At 72.0% G+C, this 18,656-nt stretch carries 15 protein-coding genes; 12 read left to right on the plus strand and 3 right to left on the minus strand.

What is annotated here, in order from left to right:
- Positions 1-13 precede the first annotated feature (13 nt).
- The 7 genes from ABZ876_RS25685 to holA all read left to right on the plus strand — a co-directional run bounded on the left by ABZ876_RS25685 (position 14) and on the right by holA (position 7,935).
- A complete protein-coding gene (locus tag ABZ876_RS25685) occupies positions 14-766 on the plus strand; it encodes a hypothetical protein (protein ID WP_361785627.1) in 753 nt (250 codons plus the stop codon).
- A gap of 72 nt (positions 767-838) precedes the next feature.
- On the plus strand, positions 839-1,684 hold the full coding sequence (locus tag ABZ876_RS25690) for a DegV family protein (RefSeq protein ID WP_361785630.1): 846 nt from the start codon (positions 839-841) through the stop codon (positions 1,682-1,684).
- Positions 1,685-1,816: 132 nt separating this feature from the next.
- Complete coding sequence (locus ABZ876_RS25695; RefSeq protein ID WP_361785633.1) at positions 1,817-2,854, plus strand: ComEA family DNA-binding protein; 1,038 nt, start codon at positions 1,817-1,819, stop codon at positions 2,852-2,854.
- Positions 2,851-5,511 (plus strand): ComEC/Rec2 family competence protein, encoded by a 2,661-nt coding sequence (locus tag ABZ876_RS25700; RefSeq protein ID WP_361785636.1) that lies wholly within the window; start codon positions 2,851-2,853, stop codon positions 5,509-5,511. Before ABZ876_RS25695 ends, ABZ876_RS25700 begins: the two co-directional genes overlap by 4 nt.
- Positions 5,512-5,515: 4 nt before the next feature.
- Complete coding sequence (locus ABZ876_RS25705; RefSeq protein WP_361785639.1) at positions 5,516-6,352, plus strand: arylamine N-acetyltransferase; 837 nt, start codon at positions 5,516-5,518, stop codon at positions 6,350-6,352.
- 148 nt (positions 6,353-6,500) lie between these two features.
- Positions 6,501-6,746 carry a hypothetical protein gene (locus ABZ876_RS25710; protein ID WP_361785642.1) on the plus strand — a complete coding sequence of 82 codons (246 nt, stop codon included), beginning with the start codon at positions 6,501-6,503 and terminating at the stop codon, positions 6,744-6,746.
- A gap of 199 nt (positions 6,747-6,945) precedes the next feature.
- The gene (gene holA / locus ABZ876_RS25715; RefSeq protein ID WP_361785645.1) at positions 6,946-7,935 is read left to right on the plus strand and encodes a DNA polymerase III subunit delta; all 990 of its coding nucleotides are present in this window, start codon (positions 6,946-6,948) and stop codon (positions 7,933-7,935) included.
- Positions 7,936-8,139: 204 nt separating this feature from the next.
- Here holA and rpsT read toward each other — a convergent pair whose 3' ends face one another.
- Positions 8,140-8,406 (minus strand): 30S ribosomal protein S20, encoded by a 267-nt coding sequence (rpsT, locus tag ABZ876_RS25720; RefSeq protein ID WP_361785648.1) that lies wholly within the window; start codon positions 8,404-8,406, stop codon positions 8,140-8,142.
- 333 nt (positions 8,407-8,739) lie between these two features.
- Here rpsT and lepA point away from each other — a divergent pair, with 333 nt between their 5' ends.
- From lepA to ABZ876_RS25745, 5 genes are all read left to right on the plus strand, one after another.
- Positions 8,740-10,608, plus strand: a complete 1,869-nt coding sequence (lepA, locus tag ABZ876_RS25725; protein ID WP_361785651.1) for a translation elongation factor 4 — start codon at positions 8,740-8,742, stop codon at positions 10,606-10,608.
- A gap of 235 nt (positions 10,609-10,843) precedes the next feature.
- Complete coding sequence (locus ABZ876_RS25730; RefSeq protein WP_361785654.1) at positions 10,844-12,718, plus strand: AMP-binding protein; 1,875 nt, start codon at positions 10,844-10,846, stop codon at positions 12,716-12,718.
- A gap of 295 nt (positions 12,719-13,013) precedes the next feature.
- On the plus strand, positions 13,014-14,963 hold the full coding sequence (locus tag ABZ876_RS25735; RefSeq protein WP_361785657.1) for a SpoIIE family protein phosphatase: 1,950 nt from the start codon (positions 13,014-13,016) through the stop codon (positions 14,961-14,963).
- 48 nt (positions 14,964-15,011) lie between these two features.
- Positions 15,012-16,244 carry a radical SAM family heme chaperone HemW gene (hemW, locus tag ABZ876_RS25740; RefSeq protein ID WP_361785660.1) on the plus strand — a complete coding sequence of 411 codons (1,233 nt, stop codon included), beginning with the start codon at positions 15,012-15,014 and terminating at the stop codon, positions 16,242-16,244.
- A 100-nt stretch (positions 16,245-16,344) separates the two neighbouring features.
- Positions 16,345-16,923 (plus strand): Uma2 family endonuclease, encoded by a 579-nt coding sequence (locus ABZ876_RS25745; RefSeq protein ID WP_361785663.1) that lies wholly within the window; start codon positions 16,345-16,347, stop codon positions 16,921-16,923.
- Here ABZ876_RS25745 and ABZ876_RS25750 read toward each other — a convergent pair.
- Both ABZ876_RS25750 and ABZ876_RS25755 read right to left on the minus strand, forming a co-directional pair.
- Positions 16,901-17,710 (minus strand): DUF3097 domain-containing protein, encoded by an 810-nt coding sequence (locus ABZ876_RS25750; RefSeq protein ID WP_361785666.1) that lies wholly within the window; start codon positions 17,708-17,710, stop codon positions 16,901-16,903. The two genes, ABZ876_RS25745 and ABZ876_RS25750, sit on opposite strands and share 23 nt — an antisense overlap.
- Before the next feature lie 46 nt (positions 17,711-17,756).
- Positions 17,757-18,491 carry an MBL fold metallo-hydrolase gene (locus ABZ876_RS25755; protein ID WP_361785669.1) on the minus strand — a complete coding sequence of 245 codons (735 nt, stop codon included), beginning with the start codon at positions 18,489-18,491 and terminating at the stop codon, positions 17,757-17,759.
- Between the last annotated feature and the right edge of the window lie 165 nt (positions 18,492-18,656).

An 18,656-nucleotide genomic window follows, 5' to 3' on the forward strand; every position in this document is an offset into this window, starting at 1 on the left:
GAGGAGGAGCGTCGTGGAAGCCGTCTTGACCGTCATCGCGCTCCTGTTCCTGCTGAGCGTCGCCCTCGGGGTGTATGCGACGGTGAAGGCGGTCCGTGCGGCCAAACGCGGCGTGGACCGGACGATCGCGCAGGCCCGCCGCACGGTCGAGGACACCACCCTGCGTGCCAGGACCCTCGCCCAGCCGGGTCCCGCCGGTGAACTCGCCCAGCTCCGCCTGACGCTGCGCACGTCCATGCGGGCCACGCAGGACGCGCTGCACGCGGGTGTCGCCGAGGACGAGTCGCTGAAGGAGTCGCTGGGCCTCTTCGAGCGCCTCGGCGCCCACGGACACGAACTGGACGCCGAGCTACGGCGCCTGGAGACCGAGCCGGACCGGGGCACGCTCGCCGCCCGCCTGCCCGATCTGCGCGAGCGCACCGAGCGGATCACCCGGTCCGCGGACGCGCTGCGGTGGGCGGCACACGACCGGGCACGCAGGTTCGCGGACGACGACCTGGACACCCTGAGCGCGCAGATCGACGTGGAGGCGGGTGCTCTGCGCCATTGGACCAAGGAGCGGCCGACGCCGTCGGCTTCGCCCTGGCCGCAGGCGCCGGCGCCGGCGCCCGAGCCCGCGGCCGCCGACGGCCAGGCCTGGCCGGAGACGCCCGAGTCCCGTGCGGCGCACGATGCGGCCCCGCCCTCCAGGCCGTCTCTGAGCCCGCCCGGACAGCGGGCCGCGTACCCCTGGCAGAAGAAGCCCCGACCCGAGAGCACCACATGATTACGCCAAGGTACGACCAGCTCGGAGGGGCCGGGCTGCCGCGCGCGCGTTCCGGCAGGTAACCTCCAGCTCATGTCCCGCCATGTCGCTATCGTCACCGATTCAACGGCCTACCTGCCGCCGCGGACGATGGAGCGCCACGGCATCACCGCGGTGCCGCTCACCGTGGTACTGGGTGACCAGGCGCTCGAGGAGGGGACCGAGATCTCGGCCCGCTCCCTCGCCGAGGCCCTGCAGAAGCGACGGTCCGTCACCACTTCCCGGCCCAGCCCCGAGCAGTTCGCCGAAACCTATCGCCAGGTGGCCGAGCGAGGCGCGAGCGACATCGTCTCGCTGCACCTGTCCTCCGAGTTCTCCGGTACGTACGACGCCGCCGTGCTCGCCGGCCGTGACGCCCCGGTGCCGGTGCGGGTGGTGGACACCGGGATGGTGGCGATGGCCCTCGGCTTCTGTGCGCTGGCCGCAGCGGAGACCGCGGAGGCCGGCGGTACGGTCGACGACGCGGTCACCGCCGCGCAGAAGAGAGCCGCGGACACCTCCGCCTACTTCTACGTCGACACGCTGGACTATCTGCGGCGGGGCGGCCGGATCGGGGCCGCACAGGCGCTGCTGGGCTCCGCCCTCGCGGTGAAGCCGCTGCTCCAGCTGAACGGCGGACGTATCGAACTGCTGGAGAAGGTGCGCACGGCGTCCAAGGCGATCGCCCGCCTCGAGGAGATCGTGGCGGAGCGCGCGGGCAGGGGACAGGTCGACATCGCGGTCCACCATCTCGCCGCCCCCGAACGGGCGTCGGCCCTCGCGGACCGTCTGCGGGCACGGGTTCCCGGGCTGGCCGATCTGCATGTCAGCGAGGTCGGTGCGGTGATCGGGGCGCACACGGGGCCCGGACTGCTCGGGGCCGTGGTGTCGCCGCGGTGACTTTGCGCTCGCGTGGGCGATCGTTGGTGACTGCTCCTCCTGTGGGTGACGGAGTTATCCACAACCGGCAGGTTTTCCCCGGGTATTGACCAAGATCATCGCGAGGGTGGTGGTTTGCCCGATCCTCGGCGCATGGCACTTCGATCACGTTCACGCACAGCTGTCTCCACCAGTGGGCCGGGCCGCAGCCCCGGTTCCGACGGCCGCACACGCCACCGGCTGCGCCGTACGCGGGGACATCCACGACGGCACCACAGGACCCCGTCGGCCGACGCACTGCGCCTGCGCGCCGAGGCACTCTTCGCTCCAGGGCCCACGGATGGCAAGGCTTGGGGAAACGGGCCGCCGGGGGTGGGCCGGGACGCGGACATTCCGCGGGACATCCGCGAGGGCGACGGCCCTGCGGCGGCCCCTGAGCGCGCGGTGGCCGGCGTGGCGTGGCGGAAGCGGGTCGGGCCGGTCCTGCGGGAGCGGATGCCGCTGTGGATGCAGTCGAGGTGCGGTCTGGAGCGCAGGAGCGTGGCCGCGCTGGGGGTGCTGCTCGTGGTGGCCGTGCTCTTCGCCGCGCAGCACTTCTGGTCCGGCCGCCCGCAACAGGTGCGGGCTCCGGAGGTGGTACGGGCGGCGGCGCGGTACGGAGCGCCGGGCGCGCTCGAAGCCAAGCGGCCGACGGCACCCGGAGCTTCGCCCGGTCCCCGCCCTGCGGGCGGTGCCGGGGCGGCGGGCGCGGCGGTCGTCGTGGATGTCACCGGCAAGGTGCGCAGGCCCGGGCTGCTGAGGCTCCCGGCCGGGTCCCGGGTCGCGGACGCCCTGCGGGCGGCGGGCGGAGCGCGCCCGGGCACGGACACCGACGCCCTCAACCGAGCCCGTCTGCTGGTGGACGGAGAGCAGATCGTCGTGGGCGGCCCCGCACCCGCGCCGGGCACGGGCCCGGCGGCCCCGGGCGCCGGTCGCTCCGCCACGGCGGCGGCACCCGCAGATCCGGTCTCCCTCGGCACGGCGACCGTGGACCAGCTCGACACACTGCCCGGGGTGGGACCCGTGCTGGCGCAGCACATCATCGACTACCGCTCCCAGCACGGCGGTTTCCGCTCGGTCGACGAACTCCGCAACGTCAACGGCATCGGCGAGCGCCGCTTCGCCGACCTGCGGAATCTCGTCCGGCCATGACGCCCCCGGAAGACCACGGCACACGCGGTCGGAGGACACCGCCGAGCGAACGCGCACCGGCCGTCCCAAGCGCGCCGCCGAGCGACCCGGCCACGGCCGGTCCGGGGACGGCGTCACCAGAGCCGGACGGCCCCGCATCCTCGGCCGTGCGCGATGCGGCCCGTGGGGGGCTCGGAGAGACGCATGCCCGGCAGGAGGGGCCGGTGGACCTGCGGCTGGTGGCGCCCGCGGTGGGGGCCTGGGTAGCGGCCGCCTGGGCTCTGGGCGCCCCGGCCGACCAGGTCACCGGTGCGGTGGTCGTCGCCCTGGTGGTGGCCGGAGCGTTGCTGGCGGGGCGACGGAGTCAGGCCGGGGACGGGCCTCGGCCCCGGGGCCCGTGGTCGACGGTGTCCGCGGCCGCGACGCTGCTGTGCGTGGCGGCCGCGGCGGCCTCCGCAGGCTTGCAGGGTGCGGATCTGCGACGAGGGCCCGTTCCCGCCCTTGCGGGTCAGCGCGCGCAGGTCACCGCGGACATCGAGGTCACCTCCGACCCACGGCTCAGCAGACCCGGGATCACGGGGGACCACACGGCTCCGACCGCCGTGCTGCTCGACGGGGAGGTGCGGCGGTTGACCAAGGCGGACGGGACCGTGATGACGGTCCGGACGCCGGTGCTGATGGTCGTCGACCTGAACACCCGTGCGGGCCCAGGCGGTTCGGTGGGTGTCGCCGAGGGAGCCGCGCGGTCGCCGTGGCTGGCCCTGCTGCCCTCCACTCGGGTACGGGTGGCCGCCCGGCTGGCACCGGCGCTGACCGGAGGTGATCACATCGCCGCCGTGGTGCGCGTACGGGCCGGGGCACCGCCCCAGGTGGTGGGCGGCCCGCCCGGGACGCAACGGTGGGCGGGACGGATGCGGGCCGGGCTGCGTGCGGCCAGTGACGGGCTCGGCCCGGACGCGCGGGCGCTGCTGCCCGGACTGGTCGTCGGGGACATCTCGCGGGTTCCGCCCGAGCTGGACGACGCCTTCAAGCGGACGGACCTCGCGCATCTGCTCGCGGTGAGCGGGGGCAACTTCACTATCCTCCTGGCCCTGGTCGTCGGCCCGGCCGGTCTGGCGCAGCGCGCCGAGCGGCGCGGACTGGCGCCTCGGCTCGGTATCCCGCTGCGGGGCACGGCGCTGCTCGGCGGTGCGCTCACGCTCGGGTTCGTGGTCGTGTGCCGGCCCGACCCGAGTGTGCTGCGGGCCGCGGCCTGCGGGGCGATCACCCTGCTCGCCCTCGCGACCGGGCGCCGCCGGTCCCTGATTCCCGCGCTGGCCACGGCGGTGCTGCTGCTCGTGCTCTGGGACCCCTGGCTCGCCCGGAGTTACGGTTTCCTGCTCTCCGTGCTGGCGACCGGTGCCCTGCTCACGGTCGCCCCGCGCTGGAGCGCGGCATTGCGGCTGCGCGGTGTGCCGCCGCGACTGGCCGAGGCATCGGCCGCCGCGGCCGCCGCCCAGGCGCTGTGCGCGCCGGTCGTCGCGGTGCTGTCGTCGCGTGTGAGTCTTGTCGCGGTGCCGTGCAACCTGCTCGCGGAGCTCGCCGTGGCACCGGCCACCGTGCTCGGGTTCGCCGCGCTGACGACGGCGCAGATGGCGATGCCGGTCGCCAAGGGGCTGGCGTGGTGCGCGAGTTGGCCTGCCGAGTGGATCGCCGGCATCGCGCGTACCGGGGCATCGCTGCCGGGCGGTGCGGTGGACTGGCCCGGCAGCTGGGCCGGGGCGATGCTGCTGGCGGCCGTGACGGCGGTCGTCGTCCTCACCGGGCGGCGGCTTCTCCGGCACCCCTGGCCGGCCGGGGTCTGCGTCGTCGTGCTGCTGCTCGTGGTGGTACAGCCACCGCCCCTGACGCGGGTGATCACCGGCTGGCCGCCGCCCGGCTGGCGGTTCGCCATGTGCGACGTGGGGCAGGGGGACGCGACCGTGCTGGCGGCGGGCCACGGCACGGCGGTGGTCGTGGACACGGGTCCCGACCCGGTGCCGGTCGACCGATGCCTCACCGCGCTCGGTGTCACCCGGATCCCGCTGCTTGTGCTGACCCACTTCCACGCCGACCATGTGGCGGGGCTGCCGGGGGTGCTGCGCGGTCGCTCGGTGGGCGCTATCGAGACGACCGGGTTCGAGGAGCCACCGGAACAGGTGGCGTTCGTCCGCGCCCGGGCGGCCGCCCGGCACATTCCGCTGACGCGCGCCATGGCCGGGGAGCGCCGCCGCCTCGAGGCCCTCGAGTGGCGGGTGCTGTGGCCTCCGCCGGACCCGGCGCCCTTGCCGGACGGTCCGAACGACGCGAGCGTCGCCCTGCTCGTACGGTCGGCGGGGCTGACCCTGCTCCTGCTGGGTGACCTGGAACCCGCCGCGCAGGAGGAGCTGTTGGAATCACCCGCGGGCGCCGGGCTGGGCCCGGTGGATGTCCTCAAGGTCGCCCACCACGGGTCGGCGTACCAGGATCCCGAGCTGATACGGAGGGCCGCGCCGAGGCTCGCGCTGATCTCGTGCGGCCGGGACAACCCCTACGGCCATCCGGCGCCGAGCACGGTCGCGGCCTTGCGGGGCGAGGGCGCGCTGGTGCTGCGGACGGACCGGGACGGGGCGATCGCGGTCGCCGGAGCGGGCGGCGACCTGAGGGCCGCGAGAGACTGAGGTCGTGAATTCCGCACAGGTTGACGCGTACCTCGACAGAATCGGGGCGGACCATCCCGCGTGGCCCACCATCGATGTGCTGCGCGAGCTGCAACTCCGTCATCTGAAGACCGTCCCGTTCGAGAACCTGTCGATCCATCGCGGCGAGGAGATCGTGCTGGAGGAGAAGCGGCTGTACGACAAGATCGTCGGGGCTCGCCGGGGCGGCTTCTGCTACGAACTCAACGGTGCGTTCGGCGCGTTGCTGGCGGCGCTCGGCTTCGATGTCACGCTGCTCGCGGCCCGGGTGTATGGAGAGGAGGGGCGGCTCGGGGTGCCGTACGACCATCTCGCGCTGCGGGTGCGGACGGTGGACGGGGGCGACTGGCTGGTGGATGTGGGGTTCGGGGCGCACAGCCACTATCCGCTGGCGTTCGGGGAGCGGGGCGAGCAGCCCGACCCGGGCGGTGCGTTCCGGGTGATCGAGGCCGGGGCGGACGTGGCGGGGGCCCGAAAAGGCGGGGGTGCGGCCTACGGAGACCTCGATGTGCTGCGGGACGGCACACCGCAGTACCGGCTGGAGACGCGCCCGCGGACGCTCGAGGACTTCGTGGCCGGGGCCTGGTGGAACACCACCTCGCCGGTCTCGCACTTCGTACGGTCGTTGGTCTGTTCCCGGGTCACCGAGGACGGAGGGCGGATCACGCTCAGCGGCCGCCGGGTCACGATGACGACCCCGGACGGGCGGAAGGAGGTGTCGGACCTGGCGAGTGACGAGGAGGTGCTGGAGATGTACCGGGAGCGGTTCGGAATCGTCCTGGACCGGGTGCCGACGGTGCGGCAGGGCGGCCCGAACGGCTGACCGGGAGGCGGGTTCGCGGAGCCGGGAACGCACGGGCGGCGGCGCGTTCCCCGCGCGGCACGGTGTGAGCGGCGGCGGCACGGGCGTGCCGGAACTGCGGGGTGGTGCCGAGGCGTCGGCGGTGTCCGGCGTAGCGGAAGATGTCTCCGTGAGCGATGTGAGACATGTGCTGGTGCTGCCCGACCGCGACGCCGCGGAAGAGGCGGCGGAGGCGCTCGGGGAGCGGTTCGACCTCGACGAGGTGCCGCGGATCGTACGGGACGCGCTGGCCGGTGAGGACGACGCCGAGGATGCGCAGTGGCTGGTGGTGCTGCGGGACGAGCAGGAACTGCTCGACCCGGAGGCGCTGGACGCGTTCGTGGGGGAGTGGGACGGCTGGCGGGAGGAGCCGTAGCCCGTCCGTGCGGTGATCCGGGGGTTGGCCGTGCGGTGATGCGGGAGTCGGCGTGCGGTGATCCGGGGGTTGGCCGTGCGGTGATGCGGGAGTCGGCGTGCGGTGATCCGGAGGTTGGCCGTGCGGTGATCCTGGGGTCGGGGTCGTGCGGGGCGGCGACGGGACCGCGATGTCAGCGGCGCGTGCGATGCTTTCCGTGATGGCCAAGAAGACCGCGCATGACGACCCTCTCGCCCCCGTCACCCTTGCCGTGGGCCAGGAAGACCTGCTGCTCGACCGTGCCGTGCAGGAAGTGGTGGCCGCCGCCCGGGCCGCCGACGCCGACACGGACGTACGGGACCTGACCTCGGACCAGTTGCAGCCCGGCACGCTCGCCGAGCTGACGAGTCCGTCGCTCTTCGCCGAGCGCAAGGTCGTGGTCGTGCGCAATGCGCACGACCTGGCGGCCGACACGATCAAGGACCTGAAGGGCTACTTCGCCTCGCCCGCCGAGGAGATCACCCTCGTGCTGCTGCACGCGGGCGGCGCCAAGGGCAAGGGCCTGCTCGACGCCGCCCGCAAGGCGGGGGCGCGCGAGGTGGCCTGCCCGAAGATGACCAAGCCGGCGGACCGGCTGGCGTTCGTGCGGGGGGAGTTCCGCGCCCAGGGGCGTTCGGCGACGCCCGAGGCGTGCCAGACGCTGGTCGACGCGATCGGCAGCGATCTGCGGGAGCTGGCGTCCGCGGTGTCACAGCTCGTCGCGGACGTCGAGGGCACGATCGACGAGGCGGTGGTCGGGCGGTACTACACCGGACGGGCCGAGGCGTCGAGCTTCACCGTCGCGGACCGGGCGGTCGAGGGACGTGCCGCGGAGGCCCTGGAGGCGCTGCGCTGGTCGCTGGCCACGGGGGTGGCGCCGGTGATGATCACGAGTGCGCTCGCGCAGGGGGTGCGGGCGATCGGGAAGCTGTCGTCGGCCCGCGGCGGGCGTCCCGCGGATCTCGCCCGGGAGCTGGGCATGCCACCGTGGAAGATCGACCGGGTGCGGCAGCAGATGCGGGGATGGACGCCGGAGGGCGTGGCGGTCGCGCTGCGGGCGGTGGCCGAGGCCGACGCGGGTGTGAAGGGCGGTGGTGACGACCCCGAGTACGCCCTGGAGAAGGCGGTCGTCACGGTCGCGAGGGCGGCCCGGTTCAGGGGCCGGGCGTAGGGCGACGAGTCCTTTCGCGGGCACATGCCGTGCACGCCGAAGGCCCCGCCGTCCGTCCTGGGGAAGGTCGGGAGGCGGGGCCTTCGAATCAAGCTCGTGGGTTCGTACCCGCGTGGCGAACGCAGGCCGCGTACGAACCCGGGGTGCCGGCTGGGAGCGGATGAGAGAGGGCCCGCTCGGTTCCCTCCGGCGTCAAATCAAGTGTCAGCCCTTGAGGGCACCGACCTTGGAAGCCAGCGCCGACTTCTTGTTGGCAGCCGCGTTCTTGTGGATGACGCCCTTCGAGACGGCCTTGTCGAGCTGACGCGCGGCGGCGCGCTGCAGCTCGGTGGCCTTCTCGGCGTCACCCGCGGCGGCGGCCTCACGAGCCTTGCGGATCGCGGTGCGAAGCGAGGACTTGACGGCCTTGTTGCGCAGGCGCGCCTTCTCGTTCGTCTTGTTCCGCTTGATCTGGGACTTGATGTTCGCCACGAATGAGCCTTTACAGGTTCAGGCACGCGAAACGGGCTGTTCCACGCGCCGGTGATTTCTTGAAGACGTGTCTCGCGCTGAGAGGGCATGAGACACAGCCACCCAGGCTACCAGCCGCTTTCCGGCCCGCCCAAACCGGTCTCGGGCAAACCCGTCCAGGCCCCCGCGCGAACCCGGGGCGGCCCGCGCGGTCACCCGTCCACACGCCGCTCCGGTCGGCTCCGGTGCGGCCCGTACCGGTCGCAGCCTCCCGCGCGTGGGACCATGGAGGCTACGTATCGATCCGACCCGAGACCGCAGACGCTGCGGACGCCTCAAGAATCAGGACCCTGCGTGCCCGCGATCCCTAGCCATGTGCCCGAGCCGAGCCGTACCGACCCGGCTCTGATCCGCAATTTCTGCATCATCGCGCACATCGACCACGGCAAGTCCACGCTCGCCGACCGGATGCTCCAGCTGACCGGCGTCGTCGAGCAGCGGCAGATGCGCGCTCAGTACCTCGACCGCATGGACATCGAGCGCGAGCGCGGCATCACGATCAAGTCCCAGGCGGTGCGTCTGCCGTGGGCCCCGACCCACGATCCGGGCAACACGCACATCCTGAACATGATCGACACCCCGGGGCACGTCGACTTCACCTACGAGGTCTCGCGGTCGCTCGCCGCGTGCGAGGGAACCATCCTCCTCGTCGACGCCGCCCAGGGCATCGAGGCCCAGACCCTCGCCAACCTCTACCTGGCGATGGAGAACGACCTCACGATCATCCCCGTACTGAACAAGATCGACCTGCCGGCCGCGCAGCCCGAGAAGTTCGCCGAGGAGCTCGCGAACCTGATCGGGTGCGAGCCCGGCGACGTGCTCAAGGTCTCGGCCAAGACCGGTTTCGGCGTCGAGGCGCTGCTGGACAAGGTGGTCGAGCAGATCCCGGCGCCGGTGGGCGTCGCTGACGCACCCGCCCGGGCCATGATCTTCGACTCCGTGTACGACTCCTACCGCGGCGTGGTCACCTATGTCCGTGTCATCGACGGACAGCTGAAAAAGCGCGAGCGCATCAAGATGATGTCCACCGGCGCGACCCACGAGCTGCTGGAGATCGGCGTCAGCTCGCCCGAGATGCTGCCGGCCGACGGGCTCGGGGTCGGCGAGGTGGGCTATCTGATCACGGGTGTGAAGGACGTCCGCCAGTCCAAGGTGGGTGACACCATCACCAGCCAGGCCAAGGGCGCCGTAGAGCCCCTGGGCGGGTACAAGGACCCGAAGCCGATGGTCTTCTCGGGCCTGTATCCGCTCGACGGCTCCGACTACCCCGACCTGCGCGAGGCCCTGGACAAGCTCCAGCTCAACGACGCCGCGCTCGTGTACGAGCCGGAGACCTCCGCGGCCCTCGGCTTCGGCTTCCGGGTCGGCTTCCTCGGCCTCCTCCACCTCGACGTCGTCCGCGAGCGGCTGGAGCGCGAGTTCGGGCTCGACCTGATCGCCACCGCGCCCAACGTGGTCTACCGCGTGATCATGGAGGACGGCGAGGAGCACACGGTCACCAACCCGAGCGAGTTCCCCGAGGGCAAGCTCGCCGAGGTCTACGAGCCGGTCGTGCGGGCCACGATCCTCGCGCCCACCGAGTTCATCGGCGCGATCATGGAGCTGTGCCAGACCCGCCGCGGCACCCTGCTCGGCATGGACTACCTGTCCGAGGACCGGGTCGAGATCCGCTACACCCTGCCCCTCGCGGAGATCGTCTTCGACTTCTTCGACCAGCTGAAGTCCAAGACCCGCGGCTACGCCTCGCTCGACTACGAGCCGACCGGGGAACAGTCCTCCAGCCTGGTCAAGGTGGACATCCTGCTGCACGGCGACAAGGTGGACGCGTTCTCCGCGATCACCCACAAGGACCAGGCGTACGCATACGGCGTCCGCCTCGTCGCCAAGCTGAAGGAACTCATCCCGCGGCAGAACTTCGAGGTGCCGGTGCAGGCCGCGGTCGGCTCCCGGGTGATCGCCCGCGAGACCATCCGCGCCATCCGCAAGGACGTCCTCGCCAAGTGCTACGGCGGTGACATCTCCCGTAAGCGGAAGCTGCTGGAGAAGCAGAAGGAGGGCAAGAAGCGGATGAAGATGGTGGGTTCCGTGGAAGTTCCGCAGGAGGCATTCATCGCGGTGCTCTCCAGCGATGACAGCGCGGGGTCGGCCAAGGGCAAGAAGTAGTCCCCGGGAGCAGGGTAAACCGGGAGCAATGGGGTCCGTCGCATGCAGTGCGGCGGGCCCCGGCGCGTACGTGGCGTGGCATCGCGTGCAAAGCAAAGGGTCGTCGCCTCTTACAAACCGGCTGGTCGGGCTCTACTCTGATGCCTGCTCGATGGTTACTCGCGAGTTAAACAACAGCGGCGAGTAGAAACAGCAGAAATGAGCCACCCGCACCGTCGCGGGCCCGGAGGATGTCGTGAGCCACACACAGACTTTGATCGAGAACCGTCCGCCGTCTGTCGCGGCCCTCTTCCTGGAGCGTGTGGCTGCCACACCGGACGCCGAGGCCTACCGCTACCCCGTCCCGGCCTCCTCCGGTGAGGGTTCCGACGAGTGGAGGTCGCTGAGCTGGGGCCAGGCCGCCGAGCGGGTCCACGCGATAGCCGCGGGGCTGATCGAGCTGGGCGTGCGGCCCGAGGAGCGCGTCGCGCTCGCCTCCTCGACCCGTATCGAGTGGATCCTCGCCGACCTCGGCATCATGTGCGCGGGCGCGGCCACGACCACCATCTATCCGCAGACCAACGCCGAGGAGTCGGCCTTCATCCTCTGCGACTCCGGGAGCAAGGTCCTCGTCGCGGAGAACGCCGACCAGCTGGCCAAGGCCCTCGAGAAGCGCTCCGAGCTGCCCGACCTCCACCACGTCGTCGTCATCGACCCGGCAGGCGTCGAGTCCGGGGACTGGGTCCTCACCCTCGCCGAGCTGGAGACCCGGGGCGCGGCCTACCTGGAGAAGCACCCCGAGCTGATCAAGGAGCGGGTCGGCGCGATCACCCAGGACCAGCTCGCCACCCTCATCTACACCTCCGGCACCACCGGCCGACCCAAGGGCGTGCGTCTGCCGCACGACAACTGGGCGTACATGGCGAAGGCGATCGCCGCGACCGGGCTGGTCGGCGGCGACGACGTGCAGTATCTGTGGCTGCCCCTCGCGCATGTCTTCGGCAAGGTGCTCACCTCCGGCCAGATCGAGGTGGGACATGTCACCGCGGTCGACGGCCGCGTCGACAAGATCATCGAGAACCTTCCGGTGGTGCAGCCGACGTACATGGCGGCCGTGCCGCGCATCTTCGAGAAGGTGTACAACGGCGTCGCCGCCAAGGCCCGCGCGGGCGGAGGGGCCAAGTACAAGATCTTCCAGTGGGCCGCCGAGGTCGCCCGCGAGTACGCCAAGGTCAGCCAGGACAACTTCCGGCGCACCGGCACCCACTCCGTGCCCTTCGGCCTCGGCGTCAGGCACAAGGTCGCCGACACCCTCGTATACGCCAAGATCCGCGAGGCGTTCGGCGGCCGGCTGCGGGCCTGTGTCTCCGGTTCGGCCGCCCTCGCGCCCGAGATCGGCTACTTCTTCGCGGGCGCCGGCATCCACGTCCTGGAGGGTTACGGCCTCACCGAGTCCTCCGCGGCCTCGTTCGTGAACCCGGGCGAGTCGTACCGCACGGGCACGGTCGGCAAGCCGCTGCCCGGCACCGAGGTGCGTATCGCGGACGACGGCGAGATCCTGCTGCGCGGCCCCGGCATCATGGAGGGCTACCACAAGCTGCCGGAGAAGACCGCCGAGGTGCTGGAGGCTGACGGCTGGTTCCACACCGGTGACATCGGCGAGCTGTCCCCGGACGGCTATCTGCGCATCACCGACCGCAAGAAGGACCTCATCAAGACCTCCGGCGGCAAGTACATCGCGCCCGCCGAGGTCGAGGGGCAGTTCAAGGCGGTGTGCCCGTACGTCTCCAACATCCTGGTGCACGGCGCCGACCGGAACTTCTGCACCGCGCTCATCGCCCTGGACGAGATCGCGATTCTCGAGTGGGCGAAGGAGAACGGTCTGGAGGGCAAGACGTACGCCGAGGTCGTCGCCGCCCCCGTCACGGTCGAGATGGTCGACGGCTACGTCCGGGAACTCAACGCCGGGCTCCAGCGATGGCAGACCATCAAGAAGTTCCGGCTGCTGCCGCGCGATCTCGATGTGGAGCACGGTGAGATCACCCCGAGCCTGAAGCTGAAGCGGCCGGTGGTGGAGCGGGAGTACAAGCACCTCATCGACGAGATGTACGCGGGCACGCGCGAGGCGTAGCCGGTGCACGGTGGTCGCGGCCGCGGGGCGTAGCCCCGGCCGCGACCACCGTGCTTTCCCCGTCGCCGGCGACCCCTTTCGAAGCCGTCTCCCCGGGCGGTGATCAGCGGTCGAGCACAGGACGCAGATCCGTTGCTCGAATCTGTCCGTCTTCGAGCACATCTGTAGCACTGTTCTCACTCATGGCGGCCCACTTCGGTAACTCCGTGCTTATGAGCGTGGCCGGTCTGTCACTCTGTCCGCATCGCCTGAGGCGTATTCGTCGGAGTTCGTCGGAATGCTCGGGGAGCCGTCCATGGGGGCCATTCCCACGCAACGGGAGACCATCTCCCGTGCCCCTGACACCCCTGTGCCCGAGGGGCACGAGGGCGCGGGGCTGCACACGGTGGTGCGTACCACGCTGCCCGGCGGCCCCCTCGCGCCGGGCGCCGCCCGCCGTTTCGTGCGCGCCGCCCTCCGCGCGTGGGCCGAGGCGGCCGAACCCGACACCTTCACCGAGCGGCTGGTCGACGACGCCTTGGTCGTGGTCAGCGAACTGGTCACCAACGCGGTCGTGCACGCGGGTACGGACATCGACATCGTCTGCTGCCTCCACGACGTGGAGGACGAACCGCCCGGCCTTGTCGTCGAGGTCTCCGACCACCACCCCTCGCGCGCGGTACGGGACGACGTCACCGAAGGCTCCTACGGCATACCCGAGTACGGCCGCGGTCTGCGCCTGGTCGCCACACTCGCCACGGCCTGGGGCATCACCTACCGCACCACCACCAAGACCGTCTGGGCACAGCTGCCCCTCGACGGCGTCTCGGCCGTCTGTGGCGGCGTCGAGGCGTACGCCGGTGAGGGCGCCCTGGACCGCGGGCCGAGCGCGGCCGAGATCCCGGGGCCCGAACTCACCGCCTTCGCCGAGCCCGGACGCGGCGTTCCCGACCGTGACTGGCGGGGCCACGGCGCCCTGTCCTTCCTCGCCGAGGCGTCCGATCTGCTCGCCGGACAGCTCGACGAGGACCTGGTCGCCGCGCTCACCGGGCAGCTCCTCGTGCCGCGGCTCGCCGACTGGTGTGCGGTGTGGCTCGAGGACGAGGCGACCGGCTGGCACGGTCCCGAGACGGCGGTCGCCACCGGGCCGCGTCTCGCCCGGGTCTGGCACGGCAGCGAGAACCGCATCGAGGAGCTGCGCCGGACCCTGGAGAAGGACCCGCCGCGGCTGCCGGAGTCGGTGCGGTCCCGAGCGGTGCCCGTGCCCTGGCCCGGGGAGGCGCTCGGCCCGCGCGGCGCGACCGGTGCGGCACTGGCCTACCGGCTGATCGCCGGCGGCCGCCCGCTCGGCACGCTCGTGATCGGCCGGGCGGGACTACTGCGTTTTCCCGACGAGGTCACCGGGCTCGTCGAGGACCTCAGCCGCCGGGTGGCGCTCGCCATCGGGGCGGCCCGGCAGTACGCGCGCCAGGCCACCATCAGCAGGGTGCTGCAACGGGGACTGCTGCCCGGGGCCGTCGCCGAGATCCCCGGAGTGAGCAGTGCGCTCGTGTACGAGCCGTGCGACAAGGGCGGAGGCCCCAGCGGCGACTTCTACGACCTCTTCCCGGCCGGCCACGGACGGTGGAGCTTCGCGCTCGGCGACGTCCAGGGCAAGGGCCCGGAGGCGGCGGTCGTGATCGGACTGGCCCGCCCCTGGCTGCGGCTGCTGGCCCGCGAGGGCTACGCGGTCCCCGACGTCCTGGACCGCCTCAACCAGCTCCTCCTCGACGACGCGACGGAGGCGGCGGACGCGGCGGCGCGGGCGCTCGTGGCGGCGGGCGCCCCGGTGCCGGTCGCCGACGGCGGCCCCCACGCGCGTTTCCTCTCCCTGCTCTACGGCGAGCTGGCCCCCTTCGACGGCGGGGTGCGCTGCACACTCGCCTCCGCCGGACACCCGCTGCCGCTGCTCCTGGGGCCGGACGGCGACGTGCGGTTCGTGGCACAGCCGCAGACCCTCCTCGGCGTCGTCGAGGACGTCATGTACGTGTGCGAGACCTTCGAGCTGCACCCCGGCGACACGCTCCTGTGCGTCACGGACGGGGTGACCGAGCGGCGCAGCGGGTCGCGCCAGTTCGACGACGGGGACGGGCTCGCGGCGGCGCTCGCCGGCTGCGCCGGGATGAGCGCCCAGATGATCGCGGAGCGGATCCGGACGCTGGTCCACGAGTTCGGGGGCCAGCCGCCGGAGGACGATCTCGCGCTGCTGGTGCTGCGCGCGGAGTGAGGCGCCGGACCAATACGGTCACTTCCGCGGTGCTGGACAATGGAGGACATGCCTTCCGCACTCCCCGACGGCGAGCCCGTCCCCGACGACGGCGCACTGCCCGCGCACGCGCTCGCCGGGGCCGCCGAGCGCCCCCTCGGGTTCTACCTCCACGTGCCGTACTGCGCGACGCGCTGCGGCTACTGCGACTTCAACACGTACACCGCGACGGAACTGCGCGGCACGGGCGGGGTGCTCGCCTCCCAGGACAACTACGCCGGGACCCTGACCGAGGAGGTCCGCCTGGCCCGCAAGGTACTCGGCGACGACCCGCGCGAGGTCCGCACGGTCTTCGTCGGGGGCGGCACGCCGACGCTGCTGGCCGCGGAGGACCTCGTACGGATGCTGGGGGCGATCCGCGAAGAGTTCGGGCTCGCGGACGACGCCGAGGTGACGACGGAGGCGAACCCGGAGTCGGTGGACGAGCGCTATCTCGCCACGCTGCGGGAGGGGGGCTTCAACCGCATCTCCTTCGGCATGCAGAGCGCGCGCCCCCACGTGCTGAAGGTCCTGGACCGCACCCACACCCCGGGCCGCCCCGAGGCCTGCGTGGCCGAGGCGCGGGCGGCGGGCTTCGAGCACGTGAACCTGGACCTGATCTACGGCACGCCGGGCGAGTCGGACGACGACTGGCGGGCGTCGCTGGACGCGGCGCTCGGTGCGGGCCCCGACCATGTCTCGGCCTATGCGCTGATCGTCGAGGAGGGCACCCGGCTCGCCCGCCGCATCCGCCGGGGCGAGATACCGATGACGGACGACGACGTCCACGCGGACCGCTATCTGATCGCGGACGAGGTGCTCGGCTCGGCGGGCTACGACTGGTACGAGGTCTCCAACTGGGCCACCTCGGAATCCGGCCGCTGTATGCACAACGAGCTGTACTGGCGCGGCGCCGACTGGTGGGGCGCGGGGCCGGGCGCGCACAGCCATGTGGGCGGCGTGCGCTGGTGGAATGTGAAGCATCCGGGGGCGTACGCGGCGGCGCTTGCGGCCGGACGGTCGCCGGGAGCCGGGCGAGAGCTTCTCTCGGACGAGGACCGCCGGGTGGAGCGCATCCTGCTGGAACTGCGCCTGCGGGAGGGCGTGCCGCTGTCGCTGCTGCGGGAGGAGGGCCTCGCGGCCTCACGCCGCGCCCTGACGGACGGACTGCTGGAGAAGGGGCCGTACGACGAGGGCCGGGCGGTCCTCACCCTGCGGGGACGGCTGCTGGCGGACGCGGTGGTGCGGGATCTGGTGGACTGATCACTCCGGCAAGTGAGTCGGCGCGGAACGCCGGTTCGGTCCCTAACCTGGTTCGTAGGCTGCCGCTGACAGGACGCGGCGGATGTGGAGGGCCACGGAGATGACCGCTGTGGACGAGCGTGGGATGACCAGGTACTTCGAGGAGGTCGAGCCTCCTGAGGGCGTCAGGGTCGAGCTTCTCCGGGGGGAAATCGTGATGACGGCCAGTCCTGACCTGGTGCACAACATGATTGTGGAAGACGTGTTGGACCAGATTCCACGCAACCGGTGGGCTCGCCTCCAGACCCAGGACGTCGATGTCCTCGACGAAGCCAGTGAGCCCGTACCGGACTTGGTGGTCCTGGAGCGTGACCTGATGCCCCGCTCCGGGCGCCTGCTGCCGTCACCACTGATCACGATGGTCGTCGAGGTCGTTTCCAAAACCAGCGTCGCACGGGACTACGAGGTCAAGAGGTCGATCTACGCCGCAGGCAAGGTGCCCGCCTATCTCATCGTCGACCCGGTCATGGCGCAGTGTGTCCTGCTCACAAACCCCGACGGAGAGGGCGAGAGAGCCGGCTACCAGACGCAGCACGTGACGAAGTTCGGCGCCGGCCTGCCGCTGGCGATCCTGGGGATCGAGCTGGACACCAGCGAATTCGGGACCTTCCCCGGCGTCAGGCCCCATCGCTATCCGTGACGAAGTCGATCAGCTCCTCCACCCTGCCCAGCAGCTCCGGCTCCAGGTCCTTGTAGGACCGCACCCGCCCCAGAATCCCCTGCCAAGCCGCGCCCGTGTTCTCCGGCCACCCCAGCGCCCGGCACACCCCCTTCTTCCAGTCCTGCCCGTGCGGGACGCGCGGCCATTCCCTGATCCCCAGCGCCGCAGGCTTCACGGCCTCCCAGATGTCGATGTACGGGTGGCCCACCACCAGCGCGTGCTCGCTCGTCACCGACTGGGCGATCCGCCACTCCTTGGAGCCCGGCACCAAGTGGTCCACGAGCACGCCCAGCCGCGCGTCCGGACCCGGAGCGAAGGCGGCCACGATCGACGGCAGGTCGTCGACGCCCTCCAGGTACTCCACCACCACACCCTCGATACGCAGGTCGTCGCCCCACACCTTCTCGACCAGCTCCGCGTCGTGGCGGCCCTCCACATAGATACGGCCGGCCCGGGCCACCCTCGCGCGCGCCCCCGGGACGGCCACCGAACCCGACGCCGTCCGCGAGGGACGCACCGGCGCCCTCGACGGGCGTACCAGCGTCACCACCCGGCCCTCCACCAGGAACCCCCGCGGCTCCAGCGGGAACACCCGGTGCTTGCCGAAGCGGTCCTCCAAGGTCACCGTCCCCGCCTCGCAACGGATCACCGCACCGCAGAAACCGGTGCGCGGCTCCTCGACCACCAGACCGGGATCCGCCGGGACCTCCGGTACGGGCTGGGGCTTCTTCCACGGCGGGGTCAGATCCGGCGAGTAGTTGCGCATTCGGATGACGATAGGAGAAACCCGGTCGCGGGGGTCGCGGAAGGCGTCACGACACGCCGAAACGGGCGGCCAGTTCGTCGCGCTGCGCCCGGACGAACTCCGCGTCCACCACGGCACCGTGTCCGGGCACGTACACCGCGTCCCCACCGCCCAGGTCGAGCAGCCGGTCCAGGGCCGCCGGCCAGTGCGAGGGAACCGCGTCCGGGCCCGCCTGCGGCTCGCCGGACTCCTCCACCAGGTCCCCGCAGAACACCACCTCCCGCTCGCCGGGGACGAGGACCACCAGGTCGTGGGCCGTGTGGGCCGGGCCCACGTTCGCCAGCAGGACCTGCACCCCGCCCAGGTCCAGCGTCCATTCGCCCGAGACCATGTGGCGCGGCCGGACCAGCAGCTCCGCGGCCTCGGCCGCCTCCGCCGCGTCCAGACCGTGCCGCACCGCGTCGGCGACCAGCGCCCCGTGCTCGTGCAGGAACACCGCGTCGATGCCCACCGCCCCGAACACCTCCGCGCCCGCGAACGCCGCCGCCCCGAGGACATGGTCGAAGTGCGGGTGTGTGAGCGCGAGATGCGTCACACGCCGGTCCTCGCCGAGCGGCGCGAGCAGCCGCCGCGTCTCGGTGCGCAGCCGCGCGCCCTCGCCCAGGCTCGACCCCGCGTCGACCATGAGCGCCGCGTGCTCGCCGACCACCAGTCCCGCCGTGCAGTCCCAGCCCGGAAGCCGAGTGCGCCCCGCCCGGACGCTGAGCGCCTCCCATCCGGACCCTTCCCACCGCACCGTCATGGGGGCGACGCTATATCCGCAGGCGCCCTGCCTGGCAGGACACCCGGGGACAGGTCGGTACAGGTCGGCACGGCGGCGGACCCCGCCCTTGCCCGGGGCGTACCCGACGGCCGTACACTTGGCCCGGGGATGCTGGCACTCACCTGCGAAGAGTGCCAGGGAAGC

Source organism: Streptomyces sp. NPDC046931 (assembly GCF_040644655.1).
Taxonomy (GTDB): domain Bacteria; phylum Actinomycetota; class Actinomycetes; order Streptomycetales; family Streptomycetaceae; genus Streptomyces.

What these genes read in the sequence shown, in the direction of transcription:
- hemW (WP_361785660.1), top strand. Translation starts at nt 15,012, where the DNA reads ATGCCTTCCGCACTCCCCGACGGCGAGCCCGTCCCCGACGACGGCGCA.
- ABZ876_RS25750 (WP_361785666.1), bottom strand. Translation starts at nt 17,710, where the DNA reads ATGCGCAACTACTCGCCGGATCTGACCCCGCCGTGGAAGAAGCCCCAG.
- ABZ876_RS25735 (WP_361785657.1), top strand. Translation starts at nt 13,014, where the DNA reads ATGGGGGCCATTCCCACGCAACGGGAGACCATCTCCCGTGCCCCTGAC.
- ABZ876_RS25755 (WP_361785669.1), bottom strand. Translation starts at nt 18,491, where the DNA reads ATGACGGTGCGGTGGGAAGGGTCCGGATGGGAGGCGCTCAGCGTCCGG.
- ABZ876_RS25745 (WP_361785663.1), top strand. Translation starts at nt 16,345, where the DNA reads ATGACCGCTGTGGACGAGCGTGGGATGACCAGGTACTTCGAGGAGGTC.
- ABZ876_RS25690 (WP_361785630.1), top strand. Translation starts at nt 839, where the DNA reads ATGTCCCGCCATGTCGCTATCGTCACCGATTCAACGGCCTACCTGCCG.
- ABZ876_RS25695 (WP_361785633.1), top strand. Translation starts at nt 1,817, where the DNA reads ATGGCACTTCGATCACGTTCACGCACAGCTGTCTCCACCAGTGGGCCG.
- holA (WP_361785645.1), top strand. Translation starts at nt 6,946, where the DNA reads ATGGCCAAGAAGACCGCGCATGACGACCCTCTCGCCCCCGTCACCCTT.
- ABZ876_RS25700 (WP_361785636.1), top strand. Translation starts at nt 2,851, where the DNA reads ATGACGCCCCCGGAAGACCACGGCACACGCGGTCGGAGGACACCGCCG.